At 72.0% G+C, this 17,141-nt stretch carries 13 protein-coding genes; 7 read left to right on the forward strand and 6 right to left on the reverse strand.

Features of this window, described 5'->3' with window-relative positions:
* Positions 1 to 347: 347 nt before the first annotated feature.
* Positions 348 to 1,880: a YifB family Mg chelatase-like AAA ATPase gene (locus tag V5F75_RS05190; RefSeq protein ID WP_394033412.1), complete on the reverse strand. Its 1,533-nt coding sequence runs from the start codon at positions 1,878 to 1,880 to the stop codon at positions 348 to 350.
* A 216-nt stretch (positions 1,881 to 2,096) separates the two neighbouring features.
* Between V5F75_RS05190 and V5F75_RS05195 the strand changes: the two genes are divergently transcribed.
* Both V5F75_RS05195 and V5F75_RS05200 read left to right on the forward strand, forming a co-directional pair.
* On the forward strand, positions 2,097 to 3,407 hold the full coding sequence (locus V5F75_RS05195) for an MFS transporter (protein WP_394033413.1): 1,311 nt from the start codon (positions 2,097 to 2,099) through the stop codon (positions 3,405 to 3,407).
* Positions 3,408 to 3,560: 153 nt separating this feature from the next.
* Positions 3,561 to 4,343, forward strand: a complete 783-nt coding sequence (locus V5F75_RS05200) for a class I SAM-dependent methyltransferase (protein ID WP_394033414.1) — start codon at positions 3,561 to 3,563, stop codon at positions 4,341 to 4,343.
* A gap of 26 nt (positions 4,344 to 4,369) precedes the next feature.
* On the opposite strand, the gene V5F75_RS05205 is transcribed toward V5F75_RS05200, so the two are convergent.
* From V5F75_RS05205 to rsmI, 4 genes are all read right to left on the reverse strand, one after another.
* Complete coding sequence (locus tag V5F75_RS05205; RefSeq protein ID WP_394033415.1) at positions 4,370 to 4,849, reverse strand: PepSY domain-containing protein; 480 nt, start codon at positions 4,847 to 4,849, stop codon at positions 4,370 to 4,372.
* Between the two features lie 30 nt (positions 4,850 to 4,879).
* On the reverse strand, positions 4,880 to 5,824 hold the full coding sequence (gene gshB / locus V5F75_RS05210; protein WP_394033416.1) for a glutathione synthase: 945 nt from the start codon (positions 5,822 to 5,824) through the stop codon (positions 4,880 to 4,882).
* Between the two features lie 100 nt (positions 5,825 to 5,924).
* Positions 5,925 to 6,308: a YraN family protein gene (locus V5F75_RS05215; RefSeq protein WP_394033417.1), complete on the reverse strand. Its 384-nt coding sequence runs from the start codon at positions 6,306 to 6,308 to the stop codon at positions 5,925 to 5,927.
* Positions 6,301 to 7,278 carry a 16S rRNA (cytidine(1402)-2'-O)-methyltransferase gene (gene rsmI, locus V5F75_RS05220; protein WP_394033418.1) on the reverse strand — a complete coding sequence of 326 codons (978 nt, stop codon included), beginning with the start codon at positions 7,276 to 7,278 and terminating at the stop codon, positions 6,301 to 6,303. Before rsmI ends, V5F75_RS05215 begins: the two co-directional genes overlap by 8 nt.
* A gap of 128 nt (positions 7,279 to 7,406) precedes the next feature.
* On the opposite strand from rsmI, the gene V5F75_RS05225 reads away from it, so the two are divergent.
* The 5 genes from V5F75_RS05225 to V5F75_RS05245 all read left to right on the forward strand — a co-directional run bounded on the left by V5F75_RS05225 (position 7,407) and on the right by V5F75_RS05245 (position 15,992).
* On the forward strand, positions 7,407 to 8,786 hold the full coding sequence (locus V5F75_RS05225) for a sensor histidine kinase (protein WP_394033419.1): 1,380 nt from the start codon (positions 7,407 to 7,409) through the stop codon (positions 8,784 to 8,786).
* On the forward strand, positions 8,783 to 9,793 hold the full coding sequence (locus V5F75_RS05230; protein ID WP_394033420.1) for an NADH-quinone oxidoreductase subunit B family protein: 1,011 nt from the start codon (positions 8,783 to 8,785) through the stop codon (positions 9,791 to 9,793). Before V5F75_RS05225 ends, V5F75_RS05230 begins: the two co-directional genes overlap by 4 nt.
* A complete protein-coding gene (locus V5F75_RS05235) occupies positions 9,790 to 11,244 on the forward strand; it encodes a nickel-dependent hydrogenase large subunit (RefSeq protein WP_394033421.1) in 1,455 nt (484 codons plus the stop codon). The genes V5F75_RS05230 and V5F75_RS05235 overlap by 4 nt, the downstream gene beginning before the upstream one ends.
* Before the next feature lies 1 nt (position 11,245).
* A complete protein-coding gene (hypF, locus tag V5F75_RS05240) occupies positions 11,246 to 14,029 on the forward strand; it encodes a carbamoyltransferase HypF (RefSeq protein ID WP_394033422.1) in 2,784 nt (927 codons plus the stop codon).
* A gap of 631 nt (positions 14,030 to 14,660) precedes the next feature.
* Positions 14,661 to 15,992 (forward strand): protoglobin domain-containing protein, encoded by a 1,332-nt coding sequence (locus tag V5F75_RS05245; protein ID WP_394033647.1) that lies wholly within the window; start codon positions 14,661 to 14,663, stop codon positions 15,990 to 15,992.
* 120 nt (positions 15,993 to 16,112) lie between these two features.
* Here the strand turns inward: V5F75_RS05245 and V5F75_RS05250 are convergent, their stop codons facing one another.
* The gene (locus tag V5F75_RS05250; protein ID WP_394033423.1) at positions 16,113 to 17,075 is read right to left on the reverse strand and encodes a hypothetical protein; all 963 of its coding nucleotides are present in this window, start codon (positions 17,073 to 17,075) and stop codon (positions 16,113 to 16,115) included.
* Between the last annotated feature and the right edge of the window lie 66 nt (positions 17,076 to 17,141).

Here is a 17,141-nt window from a genome sequence, read left to right on the forward strand (position 1 = left end):
GGAGCGGATCCGTACTCGCTCCCTGTTCCCGAAGAGGAGGGGAGGGAGGGGAGCGTCGACTCTGGGCGTCATGTCCCGCCGCCATGCTGTCTGTGCCGCTCGTTCCGGTTGTGTGGAATGAGAGGCATTGCTGTTATCTCTACTTCAGGACGTAGTAAATTACGATTTAAACACGTGAGAACTGTGCGGCCCGTGCGTCCAGCTGTCCGCGTGGCGGTAGCTGGTGCCGCAATGCTATTCGCTCCGCGGCCCCGTGATCAATGGCCGAGTGGCGGCGGCTCGCCCCTTCCTTCCCGATCGGGGCGCAGGCCCGAACGCGCGGCCCGCTTTGGGTTGAGCGGGCGGCGTCAGGCGGCGGCACGGGGGCGCTCCGCGGCGGCGCGGTAGGCCAGGGCTTCCGCGAGATGGCGCCGGCTCACGCTGTCCGCGCCGTCGAGATCGGCGAGGGTGCGCGCCACCTTCAGCACGCGGTGGTAGCCGCGGGCGGTGAGGCGCATGGCGTCGGCGGCGTCGCGCAGCAGGGCGGCGCCGGAGGCGTCCGGCTGCGCCACGGTTTCGAGCAGCGGGCCGGAGGCTTCCGCATTGGTCCGCACGTCCGGCCGGCCGAGGGCGGCGTAGCGCTCCGCCTGTAGCTGCCGCGCCAGCGCCACCCGCGCCGCCACCTCCCGCGAGCCTTCCGCCGGCGCGGGCAGGACGAGATCGGCGGCGCTCACCGCCGGCACTTCCAGGTGGATGTCGATGCGGTCGAGGAAGGGGCCGGAAAGGCGGGCCTGATACTCGTCCGCGCAGCGGGGGCCGCGCTTGCAGGTGTAGCCGGGCTCCCCGGCGTGTCCGCAACGGCAGGGGTTCATGGCGGCGATGAGCTGGAACCGGGCGGGATAGGTGACCCGGTTGTTGGCGCGGGCGATCAGCACCTCGCCCGTCTCCAGCGGCTGGCGCAGGGAATCGAGCACCTGGGGCGAGAATTCCGGCAGCTCGTCGAGGAAGAGCACGCCATTGTGGGCGAGAGAGACCTCGCCGGGCCGGGCCTTGGCGCCGCCGCCCACCATCGCCGCCATGCTGGCGGAGTGGTGCGGCGCGCGGAACGGGCGCCGGCTCACCAGCCCGCCGTCCCCGATGGCGCCCGCCACCGAGGCGATCATGGAGACATCCAGCATCTCGGCGGGCGCGAGCGCCGGCAGGATGGAGGGCAGGCGCTGCGCCAGCATGGACTTGCCGGCGCCCGGCGGGCCGATGAACAGAAGATTGTGGCCCCCCGCCGCCGCCACTTCCAGGGCGCGCTTCGCCGTTTCCTGGCCCTTCACGTCCCGAAGGTCGAGGGTGGCGGGGCCATCGGTCCGCATGCGCGGCTCGGGGCGGGCGAGGGCCTGGCGCCCGCTCATGTGGTTGGCAAGCTCCAGGAGGGTGGCGGGGGCGAGGATCTCCATCTCGGGGCTGGCCCAGGCGGCTTCCGCCCCGCAGGGCGCGGGGCAGACGAGAGCGTGGCCGCGCGCATTGGCGCCGATGGCCGCCGGCAGCACTCCAGCGACGGCGGCGATGGTGCCGTCGAGCGCGAGCTCGCCCACCACGGTGAAGCCCGCCAGCGCATCCGCCGGGATGGCGCCGATGGCGGCCATGAGCCCCAGCGCGATGGGCAGGTCGTAGTGGGAGCCTTCCTTCGGCAGGTCTGCGGGGGCGAGATTGATGGTGATGCGCCGCGCCGGCAGGGCGAGGCCGGAGGCGATCAGCGCCGCGCGCACGCGCTCCTTGGCTTCCGTCACGGCCTTGTCCGGCAGGCCGACGATGGTGAAGGCGGGCAGGCCCGCCGCCACATGCACCTGCACGTCCACGGGGCGCGCCTCCACCCCCTGGAACGCCACCGTCGCCACCCGCTGGATCACCGCTGCGCCCCCTGTTCAGCCGTGGATTGCAAAATCCTACCGAACGGCTGTCCCAGGGGCAAGAACAGAGTATGAACGGTGCCGCTTTCGGCGCGGCGGCACGGATTCGCGCGGAACTCTGCCCGTGTGCAGGTCTCTCGCGCATCGCGATACCCGGCGCGGGCGGAAAGGGCTAGGATCGGGCCGGGACGAGAAGGCCCGCTGAGGAGGCCCGCAATGGCGGCGACACGTTTCCGGTTCGTGGTGGTCCTGCTGCTGTTCGCCATCACGGTGGTGAACTATGTCGACCGGGCCGCGATCTCTTATGCGATCCCGCTGATGGAGCAGGCGCTCGGGCTCTCCAAGCTGGATGCGGGCACCATCCTCGGCGCCTTCGGTCTCGGCTATGCGGTCACGACCCTCCTCGGCGGCATCGCTGTGGACCGCTGGGGGGCGCGCGGCGTGCTGGCGGCGGCGGCGGTGCTGTGGAGCTTCTCCATCGGCCTCACGGGCGCGGCCACGGGCTTTGCCGCGCTTTATGCGGCGCGGGTGCTGCTAGGGGTGGCCGAGGGGCCGAACTTTCCCGCGCTCACGGGCGCGGTGAGCCGCTGGCTGCCGCCCCAGGAGCAGGCGAGCGCCCTCGGCTACGCGCTGGTGTCGGTGCCGCTGGCCCTCGCCATCGGCGGCCCCATCGTCACCCAGCTGCTGGCGCTGCTGGACTGGCGCTGGACCTTCGGCGTGCTGTTCCTGATTTCCGTGGTGTGGGTGCCGCTGTGGCTGGTGCTGTTCCGCAACGATCCCGCCCGCTCGCGCCACGTGAACGCGGAGGAGCTGGCCCATATCCGCGCGGGTGCGCCGGCCTCCGGCGCGCGCGGGGCGGGCGGGCATGGTGTGGGCGGGCGCGAGGCGCAGGACGCCCCGGCCGGCGGGCGCGGGATCGCGCGGCTGCTGCTGACCAATCCCACCCTGCTGGTCAATTACTGGGCTTTCTTCGTCTTCGGCTATTTCCTGTTCTTCTTCATGACCTGGCTGCCGAGCTACCTGCACCAGGTCTACGGGCTCGATCTCACCACGGTCGGCGCCTTCACCGTGCTGCCGTGGCTGGCGGCGGCGGTGGTGCTGTGGGCGCTCGGCCACTGGTCGGACCATCTGCTGAAGACCACCGGGCGGCTCAGGGTGGCGCGCTCCTACCTCATCGCCGGCACGCAGCTGGTGGCGGCGGTGGCGGTGGTGCCGGTGGCGTTCGGGGTCAGCCTGCCGCTGGCGGTGGCCTGCATCACGGTGGCGGTGGCCGCCTCCATGGGCGCCAACGCGGCCTATTACGCGGTGAACGTGGACATCGTGCCGCAACGGGCGGCGACCGCGCTCGGCATCATGGACTTCGCCTTCGCCGTGGCGGGCTTCCTCGCGCCGGCGCTCACCGGCTGGGTGCTGCACCTGCGCGGCTCGTTCGACGACGGCTTCTGGCTGATGGCCGCCCTTGGCGCGTCCTCGGTGATCCTGGTGCTCGCCTTCCACCACCCGGACCGGGACCGCGCAGCCGCCTGAGGTCCCGGTCTTCGGTCGGTGCCGAGCGGGGTTCAGGCGCCGCGCGGGCTTTCCGAAGCGCCACCCGGCGGGTAGCCGGCATTGCCGCTGCGGCAGGTTGCCCACGGGTGCCGGGTTTGGCACTGGTGCACGCGGAACGAGGGAGGACACGCCATGACCGAGGACACCACGCGCGCCGCCAGCCTTGCGGATCTGGTGGCGCAGCAGTTCGGGCCCCAGGCTTCGGCCTATGTGGCGAGCCCCGTGCACGCGCAGGGGCCTGATCTCGCCGCCCTCGCCGCCCTTCTGGAGCGCGAGCGGCCCGGGCGGCTGCTCGATCTCGGCTGCGGTGGCGGCCATGTGAGCTTCACCGCCGCGCCGTTCGTGGCGGAGGCGGTGGCCTATGACCTTTCCGGCGCCATGCTGGCGGCGGTGGCGGAGGAGGCGACGCGCCGCGGGCTCGGCAACGTGGCCACCGCGCGCGGCGTGGCGGAGGCGCTGCCCTTCGCCGACGGGAGCTTCGATGCCGTGGCCTCGCGCTACAGCGCCCACCACTGGCGCAGCCTGCACGGCGGCCTCAGCGAGGCGCGCCGCGTGCTGAAGGCCGGCGGCCGGGCGGTGTTCATGGATGTGGCGGCGCCGGTGTGGCCGGTGGCCGACACCTTCCTCCAGGCGGTGGAGCTGCTGCGCGATCCCTCCCACGGGCGCGACTTCTCGCGGCCCGAATGGGAGGCGCACCTCGCCGCCGCCGGCTTCGTGGTGGAGGAGACGCGCGAGCACCGGCTCAGGCTGGAGTTCTCATCCTGGGTGGCGCGCATCCGCACCAGCGCGCTGCATGCGGACGCGATCCGCAGCCTCCAGCAGGGGGCGAGCGCGGAGGTGGCCCGCCATTTCGAGATCGAGCCCGATGGCAGCTTCACCGTGGATACGCTGAGCCTGGTGGCGCGGGCAGCCTGAAGCGGCCCGCGCGTCGGCCGGCGGCGTCAGTCGGGCTTGGAGGAGAGGGTCTCTCCGCTCATGGGGTCGATCCTCGCTTCCGTCCGCGCGCCGGCGCGATCGGTGAGATCGACCTCGTAGCCGGTGGCCTCGGTCTCGATCTTGCGCACGGTGAAGCCCTTGCCCTCCAGGTGGCGGGCCACCTGGGCGAGGGTGAGCCACTGTTCCTGCACCGGCCCGGCGCGGCCCTCGGACTTCGTGCTCACCAGCTCGGCGGTGACCGGGTTCACCCGCGCCTCCACCCGGTTGCCCTGGCGGTCGATGAGGTCGGCCTCGTAGCCGTCGTGCTCGCGGTCCAGCTTCATCACGCGGAAGCCGTTCTCCGCGAGGTGGGTGGCGATTTCCGAGGCCGGGCGCCACTGCGCCTCGGACGGGGTCTGCGCCAGGGCCGGGGCGGCGAGGAGCGCGAGCACGAGGGGCAGGGCGCGGCCCGCCTTCGGGGCGTTACGAGTCTTGGCGTGTCCCATGGGGGGTCCTCCGGCGGTGGCGGGGCGCGCTCAGGCGCCGCGCTTCTCCTCGATCCGATCCCAGACCTGGACGGCGATGTCGGGCCCGCCGAGGCGCTTGATGGCGCGCAGGCCGGTGGGGGAGGTGACGTTGATCTCGGTGAGGTTGCCGTCGATCACGTCGATGCCCACGAAGATGAGGCCCATGGCCTTGAGCGAGGGCCCGATGCGGGCGCAGATCTCCAGCTCCCGGTCGGTGAGGTCGGTGGGCCGGGCGGCGCCGCCGCGCACCATGTTGGAGCGCAGGTCCCCTTCGTTCGGCACCCGGTTCACGGCGCCGGCGGCCTCGCCGTCCACCAGGATGATGCGCTTGTCGCCGTGCTTCACCTGGGGCAGGAAGCGCTGGATGACCCAAGGTTCGCGGAAGGTGGTGGAGAACAGGTCGTAGAGCGAGCCGAAGTTGAGGTCGTCGGCGGTGAGGCGGAACACGGCGGCGCCGCCGTTGCCGTAGAGCGGCTTCATCACCACGTCGCCGTGCTCGGCGCGGAAGGCCTTGATCTCGTCGAGGTCGCGGGTGATGAGCGTCGGCGGCATCAGCTCCGGAAAGTGGGTGACGAAGATCTTCTCCGGCGCGTTGCGCACGTGGGCGGGGTCGTTCACCACCAGGGTTTTCGGGTGGATACGCTCCAGCAGGTGGGTGGTGGTCACATAGGCCATGTCGAAGGGCGGGTCCTGGCGCAGCAGCACCACGTCCATCTCCGAAAGGGCGACGCGCCGCTTCTCCCCCAGCACGAAATGGGCGCCGGCCTCGTCCTTCACGCTCAGGGTCTCGACCGTGGCGTAGACGATGCCGTCGCGCATGGCGAGGCGGTCGGGCGTGTAGTGGAACAGCTCATGGCCCCGCCGCTGGGCTTCCAGCAGCAAAGCGAAGGTGGAATCGCCGGCCACGTTGATGGTGGCGATATGGTCCATCTGGACCGCGACCTGTAGGGTCATGGCAATCTCCGGCGCCCCGCGCGGTGCTGTCCGGGGCCTCTGCGCCTCTATCTATAGCGCGGCGCTGCCGCCCGCCAGTTCACGCGCGTCAGCTCACCCCTCACCCGGCCTCGAAGGCGCCGGGCAGGTGCTCGGCCGCCTCGCCCGCCACCAGGATGGCGTCGAAGCGCATGAAGAGGCCCCCAAGCCCGGCCTGACCGGCAAGCCAGGCTTCGGCCGCGGCGGCGATGCGCCGCTGCTGGCGGGCCTGGAGGGATTCCGCCGCCGCCGCGAGGCTGGCGCGTCGCTTCACCTCGCAGAACACCAGGAGGTCGTCGCGCCGGGCGATCAGATCGATCTCGCCGGCCCTGGTGCGGGCGCGGCGGGCGAGAATGGAAAAGCCCTGCGCCTCCAGCAGGCGCGCGGCGCGCGCCTCCGCTGCGATGCCGCGGGCATGAGCGGCGCGCTGGGCCGGCGTGCGGGGGGCGGGGCGCGGCTCAGGCATCGCTTTCGGGGGTGTCGTGGGCGGCAGCGTCGGGGTTGGGGGCGTGCCGTCCCTCGGTAAGGGCGAGGGCGCGGGCGTAGACCTCGCGCTTCGGCCGTCCGGTCATGGTGGCGACAGCGGCCACCGCATCCTTGAGCGAGGCTTCCTCCAGGGCGCGGGTGAGCGCCGCGTCCACGGCATCGTCGCCGGCCGCTTCCTCCAGCGGCGGGCCCACCACCAGCACGATCTCGCCCTTCGGGGCATCGACGGCGGCATAATGGGCGGCGAGGGCGGGCAGCTCGCCCCGCCGTACCTCCTCGAACGTCTTGGTCAGCTCCCGGCACACGGCGGCGCGGCGCGGGCCCAGGGTGGCGGCGAGATCGGCGAGGCTCTCCGCGAGGCGCGGGCCGCTTTCATAGAAGACGAGGGTGGCCGGCACCTGGGCCAGGGCGGTGACGCGGTTGCGCCGCTGCCCGGCCTTGGGCGGCAGGAAGCCGTCGAACAGGAAGCAGTCGGTGGGCAGGCCGGCGGCCACCAGCGCCGCCAGCAAAGCGGAGGCACCGGGCAAAGGGTGCACCGTGTGCCCCTCGGCGGCCGCCTCCACCACCAGCTTGAAGCCGGGATCGGACACGAGCGGGGTGCCGGCATCGGAGATCAGCGCCACCCGCTCCCCGGCGGCGAGCCGCGCCAGCAGCTTCGGCCGGGCGCTGGCGCCGTTGTGGTCGTGATAGGCCACCAGCGGGGTGCGGATGGCGTAGCGGTCCAGCAGCCGGCGGGAAACGCGGGTGTCCTCGCAGGCGATGACGTCCGCCGCCGCCAGTGTCTCCAGGGCGCGGATTGTGATGTCGCCCAGGTTGCCGATGGGGGTCGCCACCACGTGCAGGCCGCCCGCCAGCGCCGGCGCCGTGACGGTGGCGGTGCCGAGAAGGAAGGTACGCGGATGGTCACTGCCGGCGGCGGCGCGTGCGTGCGGGGGGGCGATGGTGCTCATGGCGCGACCATAGCGCCGGACGGGCGCGAATGGGAGCGCCGTGCGGCCGCCGTTGCGCCGGGGGGATGGCCGGGATTAGCATGCCGCCTGCGCGCCACGCGCGGAACCGCAACGCTCGAGGACACGCCATGCCTGCGGGGGAGGACATTCCGCTGATGCCTCCGCTCCCGGCCTTTGGAGGGGAGGGCGGGGTCTCGGGCGATCCGGGCGCGGCCGAGGCCGACCAGGCCTGGATCTCCGTCATCCAGAAGATGGACGAGGCCTATGCCGAGCTGGTGAGCCAGCAGGTGGAGCTGGAGGCCAAGAACGCCGCGCTGGAGGAGGCCCAGGGCTTCATCGCCGGCGTGCTCGGCGCCATGACCGACGTGCTGGTCGCCTGCGATCTCTCCGGGCGCGTCGAGCAGGTGAACCGTGCCGCCGAGCGCGCCTTCGGCCAGCACGCGGAGGCGCTGGTGGGGCGCCCGCTTGCCGCGCTCATCGCGCCCGCCTCGCCCACCAGCGCGGCCGACGTGCTCGCCACCATGGCGAGCCGGGCCCGCATCGTGGACCGCGAGTTCTTCCTCGCCACCCCCGAGGGGCCGGAGCCGGTGGCCGTGAACGGCGCGCTGCGGTTCGATCCGCGCGGGCGCGCGGTGGGCATCGTGCTGGTGGGGCGGCCCATCGGCGAGCTGAAGCAGGCCTATTCCGACCTCGCCAGCGCCCACGAGCACCTGAAGCGCACCCAGCAGCAGCTCGTCCATTCGGAGAAGATGGCCTCCCTCGGCCGGCTGGTGGCCGGGGTGGCGCACGAATTGAACAACCCCATCTCCTTCGTCTACGGCAACGCCCACGCCCTCAAGCGCTACGTGGACCGGCTGATGGCCTATCTCGACGCTGTCCACGCCGGCGAGCCGGCCGCCGCCGCGGCTGCGCGCGCGGAGCTGCGGGTGGACCGTGCCCTGGCCGACATCCCCTCCGCCTTCGCCGGCATGCTGGAGGGGGCGGAGCGGGTGCGCGACATCGTGGCGGACCTGCGCCGCTTCTCCTCCGACCGGAGGGAGGCCCGCGAGTCGTTCGACCTTGCCTCCGTGGCGCGGGCGGCGGTGGACTGGGTGGCGAAATCGCAGATGCCGGACCTGGAAACCCGCGTGGACCTGCCGGAGGGGTTCGACACCGTCGGCCACCCCGGCCACATCCACCAAGTGGTGATGAACCTGGTCCAGAACGCCATCGACGCCATGGAAGGGCGCCCCGCGTCGCGTCTCGACATCCACGGCAGCCGCACCGCCGACGCTTTGGTGCTGGAGGTGCGCGACAGCGGGCCCGGCCTGCCGCCGGAGGTACTCGGCCGGGTGTTCGATCCCTTCTTCACCACCAAGCCCGTGGGCAAGGGCACCGGGCTCGGGCTTGCCATCTGCTATCGCATCGTGGAGGAGCACGAGGGCCGCCTCACCGTGGAGAACGCCCCCGGCGGCGGCGCGGTGGCCACTCTCACCTTGCCCCGGCCGGTGGGGCGGAGCGCGCGATGACGACGACGCCCTTCAACATCCTCTGGCTGCAATCCGGTGGCTGCGGCGGCTGCACCATGTCGCTGCTGTGTGCCGAGGCGCCGGACCTGCTCTCGACGCTCGCGGGCGCGGGCATCCGCATCCTCTGGCACCCCACCCTCTCGGAGGAGACGGGGGCGGAAGCGATGGCCCTGTTCGAGCGTATCCTTGCGGGCGAGGTGGTGCTCGACGCCTTGTGCGTGGAAGGCGCGCTGCTGCGCGGGCCGAACGGCACGGGGCGCTTCCACATCCTCGCCGGCACCGGCCGGCCCATGCTGGAATGGGCAAGGGCGCTTGCCGGCGTCGCGCGCCATGTGGTGGCGGTGGGCACCTGCGCGGCCTATGGCGGGGTGACCGCCGCCGGGGTCAACCCCTCCGACGCCTGCGGCCTGCAATATGACGGGCGGCGCAAGGGCGGGGCGCTGGGGACGGACTTCCGCGCCGCCGGCGGGCTACCCGTCGTCAACGTGGCCGGCTGCCCGACCCATCCCAACTGGGTGACGGAAACGCTGATGCTGCTGTCCGCCGGCCTCATGGGCGCCGATGACCTCGACATCTACGGCCGGCCCCGCTTCTATGCCGATCACCTGGTGCACCACGGCTGCCCGCGCAACGAATATTACGAATACAAGGCCAGCGCCGAGAAGATGAGCGATCTCGGCTGCATGATGGAGCACCTGGGCTGCCTCGGCACCCAGGCCCACGCCGACTGCAACACCCGCCTGTGGAACGGCGAGGGCTCCTGCACGCGGGGCGGCTACGCCTGCATCAACTGCACGGCGCCCGAGTTCGAGGAGCCGGGCCACGCCTTCCTGGAGACGCCGAAGATCGGCGGCATTCCCGTGGGCCTGCCCACCGACATGCCGAAGGCGTGGTTCATCGCCCTCTCCTCCCTCGCCAAGGCGGCGACGCCCGAGCGCCTGCGCCGCAACGCAACCGCCGACCACATGCTGACGCCGCCCATGGTGCGGGACATCCGGAAGAGATGAGCGATACCCCCACCCGTCTCGTCGTCGGCCCCTTCAACCGGGTGGAAGGCGACCTGGAAGTGCGCCTCGAGGTTGCCGACGGCGCCGTGCGCGCGGCCCATGTCTCCTCGCCTTTGTTCCGGGGGTTCGAACGCATCCTGGAGGGGCGGGACCCGCGCGACGCGCTGGTGATCGCGCCGCGTATCTGCGGCATCTGCTCGGTGTCTCAGTCCCACGCGGCGGCGCTGGCGCTGGCCGGGCTCCAGGGCCTCGCGCCTACCCGCAACGGGCGCATCGCCACCAACCTCATGGTCGCCACCGAGAACGTGGCCGACCACCTGACCCATTTCCACGTCTTCTTCATGCCGGACTTCGCCCGCGCCATCTATGAGGACCGCCCCTGGTTCTTGGAGGCGGAACGGCGCTTCAAGGCGGCGCGGGGGACGGGCGTGGCGCGCGCGCTGCAGACCCGCGCGGGCCTGCTGCACGTGATGGGCCTCCTGGCCGGGCGCTGGCCGCACACCCTGGCGCTGCAGCCCGGCGGGGTGAGCCGCAGCGCCGACGCGCGCGACCAGATGCGCCTTCTCGCCACCCTCGCGGCGGTGCGCGCGGCCCTGGAGGAGCACCTGTTCGCCGCGCCGCTGGAGGAGGTCGCCGCCCTCGCCGACGTCGAGGAGCTGGAACGCTGGGCGGAGGGACGGGCGGGGGACTTCGCCCTGTTCCTCGCCATCGCCGCCGATCTCGGCCTCGACCGCATGGGCCGGGCCTACGACCGCTTCCTCTCCTATGGCGCCTACCCCCAGGAGGAGGGCAGACTCTATGCCGCCGGCACCTTCGCGGAGGGGCGGCCGGGCGGGCTCGACGTGGAGGCCATCGCCGAGGACCACACCTTCGCCCGCATGGAGGGGCGCGCGGTGCCCCATCCACCGTTCGAGGGCTCCACCTTCCCCGATACCGAGGACGAGACCGGCTACACCTGGTGCAAGGCGCCGCGCCTCGCCGGCCGCCCGTTCGAGACCGGGGCCCTCGCCCGGCAGGTGGTGGACGGGCACCCGCTCGCCCGCGACCTCGTCGCGCGCGAAGGGGCGAGCGTGCGGGCGCGGGTGGTGGCCCGCCTCCTGGAAACCGCCCGCACCCTCCTCGCCATGGCCGACTGGGTGCGTGAGATCACGCCCGCCGCGCCCTGGTGCGCCCAGGGGGCGATGCCGCAGGAGGGCCGCGCCTTCGGCCTCACCGAGGCGGCGCGCGGCGCCCTCGGCCACTGGCTGGTGGTGGAGCGCGGCCGCATCGCCCGCTACCAGATCATCGCCCCCACCACCTGGAACTTCTCCCCCCGCGACGCGGCCGGCATGCCCGGCCCGCTGGAGGCGGCGCTGGCGGGCGCGCCCGTGCGCCAGGGCGAGACCACGCCGGTGAGCGTGCAGCACATCGTGCGCTCGTTCGACCCCTGCATGGTCTGCACGGTGCACTGAGGTGGCGGGCGGGCGGGAAGCGGAGGAGATCACCGTCTCCGGCATCGTCCAGGGGGTGGGCTTCCGCCCCTTCGTCTACCGCCTCGCGCGGCGCCTGGGGCTCGCGGGCCACGTGCGCAACGTGGGCGACCGGGTGGTGATCCGCGCGGCGGGCGCGCGCGCAGACCTCGACGCTTTCGCCGCCGCGCTGCGGGCCGAGGCGCCGCCGCTGGCGCGGGTCGAACAGCTCTCCCGCGCGCCGGCGTCCGTCCCGGCGGAAGAGGATTTCCGCATTCTCGCGAGCGGGGCCGGCACGGTTTCCGCCGGGGTGGCACCGGATGTCGCGACCTGTCCGGCCTGCCTCGCCGAAATGGCCGATCCGCAGGCGCGCCGCTTCCGCTACGCCTTCACCAACTGCACCGATTGCGGGCCGCGCTTCTCCATCGTCGCCGGCCTGCCCTACGACCGGCCGGCGACCACCATGGCCGCCTTCGCCATGTGCCCGGAATGCGCTGCGGAATATGCGGACCCGGCCGACCGGCGCTTCCACGCCCAGCCCATCGCCTGCCCGCGCTGCGGCCCGCGTGTGTGGCTGGAAGGGGCGGAGGGCAGCTTCGCTGCGGCCGTGGCGGGTGATGCCGACGCCCCCGCGTCCGGTCGGGATTTTCCGGGAGTGCGCCCGTCCTCGGGCCCATCGGCGGCGCGCGAGGCCGCGCCCGTGGCCGGTGCAGGACCGGACCGGGCCTTTGCCGCGATGCCCCCGTTTCCCGGCGCGCCGGCTGCTTGTGACGCGGAGCCCGGCGCCGCCGGGCCGGATGCCACGACCTTGGGCGCGGTCGACGCCGCAAGCCCGCGCCGCGCCGCTTCTGCGGCGGACGGAGCCCTCTCCGCTAAGCCGTTGTTCACCGGCCGCATGGCCGCGCCCAAAACACCGTGCGGGAGCTCCGTGCCCGAAGAGGGGGCGGCCGCCGCCGATGTTCGCGCGCGGCGCGCGCAAGGGTGCTCCCCACCGGCCGGCGGGCCGGCGCCGGACGGTTCCGCTTCTCCGCAGCCCGGCGTTTCCACGCTGTCGGCTGAAATGCGCGCGGCCCAGGCCGCCCCGGCTGAAGAGCCCATCACGGCCGCCGCCGCCTTGCTGCGCCGGGGCGCCATCCTGGCGGTGAAGGGCATCGGCGGCTTCCACATCGCCTGCGATGCCACCGATGCCGTGGCGGTGGCCGAGCTGCGCCGCCGCAAGCATCGCCCCACCAAGCCGCTGGCGGTGATGGCCACGCGCGAAATGGCCGCCCGCTTGTGTTTCATCGGCCCGGCGGAGGCCGAGGCGGTCGCCGCCCCCTCCGCCCCCATCGTGCTGCTGGAGATGAGGGATCCCGCGGCGCTGGCGCCCGGCATCGCGCCCGGCCAGCGGCACGTGGGAGTGATGCTGCCCTACAGCCCGCTCCATCACTTGCTGCTGGAAGCGGCGGGGCGACCGCTGGTGATGACCTCCGGCAACCGGGCGGGCGCGCCGCAGGCGATCGAGGCGGCGGACGCGCGCGCAAGCCTTGCCGGCATCGTGGACGGCTTTCTCATGCACGACCGGCCCATCGCCCGGCGGCTCGACGACAGCGTGGTGCGCCTCGCGGCCGGGCGCGTGCGGGTGCTGCGGCGGGGGCGGGGGCTCGCGCCCATGCCGCTCGCCCTGCCGGAGGATTTCGCCGGGGCGCGGCCGGTGCTCGCCCTCGGCGCCGAGCTGAAGAGCGCCATCTGCCTCACCCACGGGGCGAAGGCGCTGCTTTCCCACCATCTCGGCGACCTGGACGCGCCCGACACAATCGACGCCTTCGAGGCGGCCCTGAGCGACTATGCCGCCCTGTTCGCCCATGCGCCGGCCGCGGTGGCGGTGGACCTCCACCCCGGCTACCGCGCGACACGGGTGGGCGCTGGGCGGGCCGAGGCGCTCGGCCTGCCGCTCGTGGGCGTGGCGCACCACCATGCCCACATGGCCGCCGCCATGGCGGAAGCCGGCTGGCGGCGCGGCGACGGGCCGGTGGTGGGGCTGGTGCTCGATGGGCTCGGCCTCGGCGAGGACGGAGTCCTGCGCGGGGCCGAGATCCTGGTGGGGGATTATGTCGCCGCGCAGCGCGCGGGAAGCCTCTCCGCCATTGCGCTGATGGGGGGCGATGTCGCGAGCCGCGAGCCCTGGCGGGTGCTGCTCGCTCATCTCGACCGCGCCCTCGGCCGCCATGCGGTGGACGGCGACCCCGCGCTCGCCGCCCTGTTCGCGGGGCGGCCGGCGGCCACCCTCAGGGCCATGGCGGACAAGGGGCTGAACGCGCCCCAGGCCCACTCCGCCGGCCGCCTGTTCGATGCGGTGGCGGCCCTGCTCGGCCTCGCGCCGGAGCGGCTCAGCCACGAGGGCGAGGCGGCCATGGCGCTGGAAGCCTGCGCGGACATGACGGCCGAGCCCTATCCCTTCGCCGTGCGCGAGCCGGAAGGCATCCTGGACATCGACCCCACGCCCCTGTGGCGGGCGCTGCTGGCGGACCGGGCGGCCGGACGGCCGGCGGGCGCCATGTCCGGCGCTTTCCATCGCGGCCTCGCCCATGCATTCGCCGATGCCGCGGCACGGGTGGCGCGGCGGGGCGGCATCGGCGCCGTCGCGCTCTCGGGCGGGGTGTTCCAGAACGCCCTGCTGCTGGAAGAGACGGAGGGCCGCCTCGCCGGCCACGGGCTGCGGGTGCTTTCGCCCACGCAGGTGCCGGCCGGCGACGGCGGCCTCGCCCTGGGCCAGGCGGTGGTGGCCGCCGCGCGCCTCATGGCGTGAGGCACGTGGCGGCCGCATGTATGAATGCGTGGGCGACAGTATACGTGGGGCTTTTTGGCCGCGCCGCCGCCCCCGACCGATTGATAGGTGACTACAGGTATTCGAACGCGTAACGTGATGGCATTGCTGGCGGCCGGCGGAGGGCTCTGCCGGAGTCATTGGGGAATAACACCGCGTGCCGCCGGACTTCCTTCGAAGCGAATTGCATACAATATGTAGGGTGTTGCGAGACCTGTGGAAAATCTCCGGATTGTCATGAGTGCTAAGCAGGCTTCTGCGAGCGAGGTGCGCGCAGCCGCGTGATGAGTATCCCGCGGAAGTTCTAGTGTTCCCGCCCACTCCTGCGTGTGGTGGCTCGCGGTCGCGTGGGCTCTGGTATCCATTTTGTGATAAGGCTGAAGTATAGAGCGTTTCATCTGGTGCTTAACCATATTGAAACGTCCAAAAGGTGTGCTAGGTTTATATCTCCGCGCCTCATCCTGTTATTGCGTTGGCGCTGGAGTGTTTTGTTCTGCGCCGTGGTTCGCCTTGCGCGGGGCGTCGAGCAGCGTCGTGACTTGAAGAAATCGTGTTTCGTTTTCCTGCCGATGGCGGAGGCAGGGTGAGGATTGATATGTCGTCCGATCTGAATATGCGCGACAGGTTGAATTTCAATCTTATCGATGCAGAAACTGTCTCTTTGTTGAAGTCGTCCAAGGAAGAGGTTCTCCATCTTCTGGATGAAGTTCTGGACCGGTTTTACACGCATGTGGGCGCTCTCGCGGAGACGCGGCGCTTCTTCGGTGGGCCGGAGCAGATGAAGCGCGCGAAGAGCATGCAGATCACCCATTGGGGCGTGATCCTGGATGCGCGGTTCGACCAGGAATACGAGGCCTCCGTTACGCGCATCGGCGAGATGCACAACAAGCTCGGCCTCGACCCCCATTGGTACATCGGCGGCTACAGCTTCCTCATCAGCCATCTTGTGGCGGCTATCGGCGGCGACCTCGGCCGTTCCCTGTTCGCGCGGCGCAAGGCGGAGCACGCGCTGAAGCTCCAGACGGCGGTGATCCGGGTGGCGATCCTCGACATGGACCTCGCCATCCACGTCTACCTGCAGGCCGGCCTGCGCGACCGGCACGCGACCCTCGCGCGCCTCGCCCAGTCGTTCGAGGCCTCGGTGGGTTCGGTGGTTTCGCTGGTGTCGTCCTCGGTGGCCGACCTGCACGCCACCGCCCAGGGCATGACGCGTTTCGTGGAGGAGACCTCCACCCGCTCCCAGTCGGTGGCGGCAGCCTCCGAGCAGGCCTCCAACAACGTGGCGACGGTCGCCGCCGCCACCGAGGAACTGTCCGCCTCGGTGCGGGAGATCAGCCGCCAGGTGGTCCAGTCCACCGAGGTCTCCTCCCGCGCGGTGGTCGATGTGGGGCAGGCGAGCGAGAAGGTGAAGACCCTGGCGGAGGCCACCGGCCGCATCGGCAGCATCGTCGGCCTCATCAGCGAGATCGCGGGCAAGACCAACCTGCTCGCCCTGAACGCGACCATCGAGGCCGCCCACGCCGGCGAGGCGGGCCGCGGCTTCGCGGTGGTGGCGGACGAGGTGAAGCAGCTCGCCGAGCAGACCGGCAGGGCCACTGCCGACATCCGCTCCCAGATCGAGACCGTCCAGGCCGATACCGAGGCCACCCTCATCACCATAGAGGGCATTTCCAGCACCATCGGCACCATCGACAAGGTCACCGAATCCATCGCCGCCGCGGTGCGCCAGCAGGATAACGCCACCCGCGAGATCGCGCGGAACATCCACGATGCCTCCCAGGGCACCACGGAGGTTTCCTCCAGCATCCACCGGGTCACCGACGCCATGACCGAATCGAACAGCGCCGCCACCCGCGTGTTCGCGGCGGCCTCCGATCTCGCCAGCCAGCTCGACGTGCTGAACGGCGAGGTGCGCAAGTTCCTCGCCGACATCAAGGTGGCCTGAGGGTGGGGCGGCGCGCGCTCAGGGTGTTTCCGAGCGAAGCGGATCCCGGATCGCGTGAAGGCGGCCCATAATCGCAAGAGGATAGATCGTTTCCGTGTCTCCCTGAAACACGGAAACGATCTATCGCGCGTCGATGCCGTCGCGGATGGCGCGGAAGCGGGTATAGGCTTCGGGGAAGGCGTCGAGCTTGGCGATGCCCACCATGCGCATGTGGCCGGTCTGGCCGAAGCGTAGCCACTGCACGATCTTCACCGGCTCGCCGGTCTTGATGTCCACCGCCTGGGCCATCACCTCGAAGCCGGGAATCTGGGAGATGCGCAGCGGCTCCGCCCGCTCCAGGCGCATGTCCTTCAGCCCCGAAAGGGTGGAGAGGGCGCGCATGGCGAACTGGCGCCGCTCGTCCTCGCGCGGGGCGCCGGGGGCCACGGAGACCACGAAATAGGGCTGCTCCGCGCCCTCCACCACATTCTTCGGCCCGTCGGTGAGCATCACCGTGGCGCCGCCGAAGGTGCGCACCACCCGGAAGCCGGCGAGATCGGTGAGGGTGAAGGGCAGCGCCGCCACCTGCGCCTCCGGCGTGCGGAAGGAGAGGGTGGCGAGGGCGGCGCGCACGTCCGCGTCGGGCACGGCGGCGGAATCGGTCTCGGCCACCTGCGCGGTGACGAGGGCGGTGGCGATGTCATTGCCGGCGAGCAGGATCCACTTGCGCACGCGGAAGGGGCCGGCGGTCTGCGTGCCCGTGACGAGGTAGCCCTTGGCGCCCTGGAGCGTGAAGGGCCCGCGGGATTCCACCGTGATGCCCTTGGCCGCGAGCGCCTCGTCGGTGAAGCCCTTCTCAAGCTGCTCGTACGCCTCCGCCGGCATGTCCACGATCAGGATGGAGGCGTTGCGGGCGCGGTCCTCGAAGCCGGAGAAGGTGGAGCTTTCCACCATGCCGGCGGGCGGGGCGAGCCCCACCACGGCGCCACGCGGAAACAGCACCTCCCCCGCGAGGGCGGTGGCGGCGGCGAACGCGAGCATCAGGGCCGAGAGGCTCAGGGCGGCGAGCCCCCTGGGTCCACGGCGCAGCAGGCCACGAAGCATGGCAAAGGCTCCCCTTCAGACGGCCGGGCGCGCGGACGGGGCGAATCGGCCCGGCGGGATTTCGCG

It is taken from the genome of Xanthobacter albus (assembly GCF_043194895.2).
In the GTDB taxonomy this organism is placed as follows: Bacteria; Pseudomonadota; Alphaproteobacteria; order Rhizobiales; family Xanthobacteraceae; genus Xanthobacter.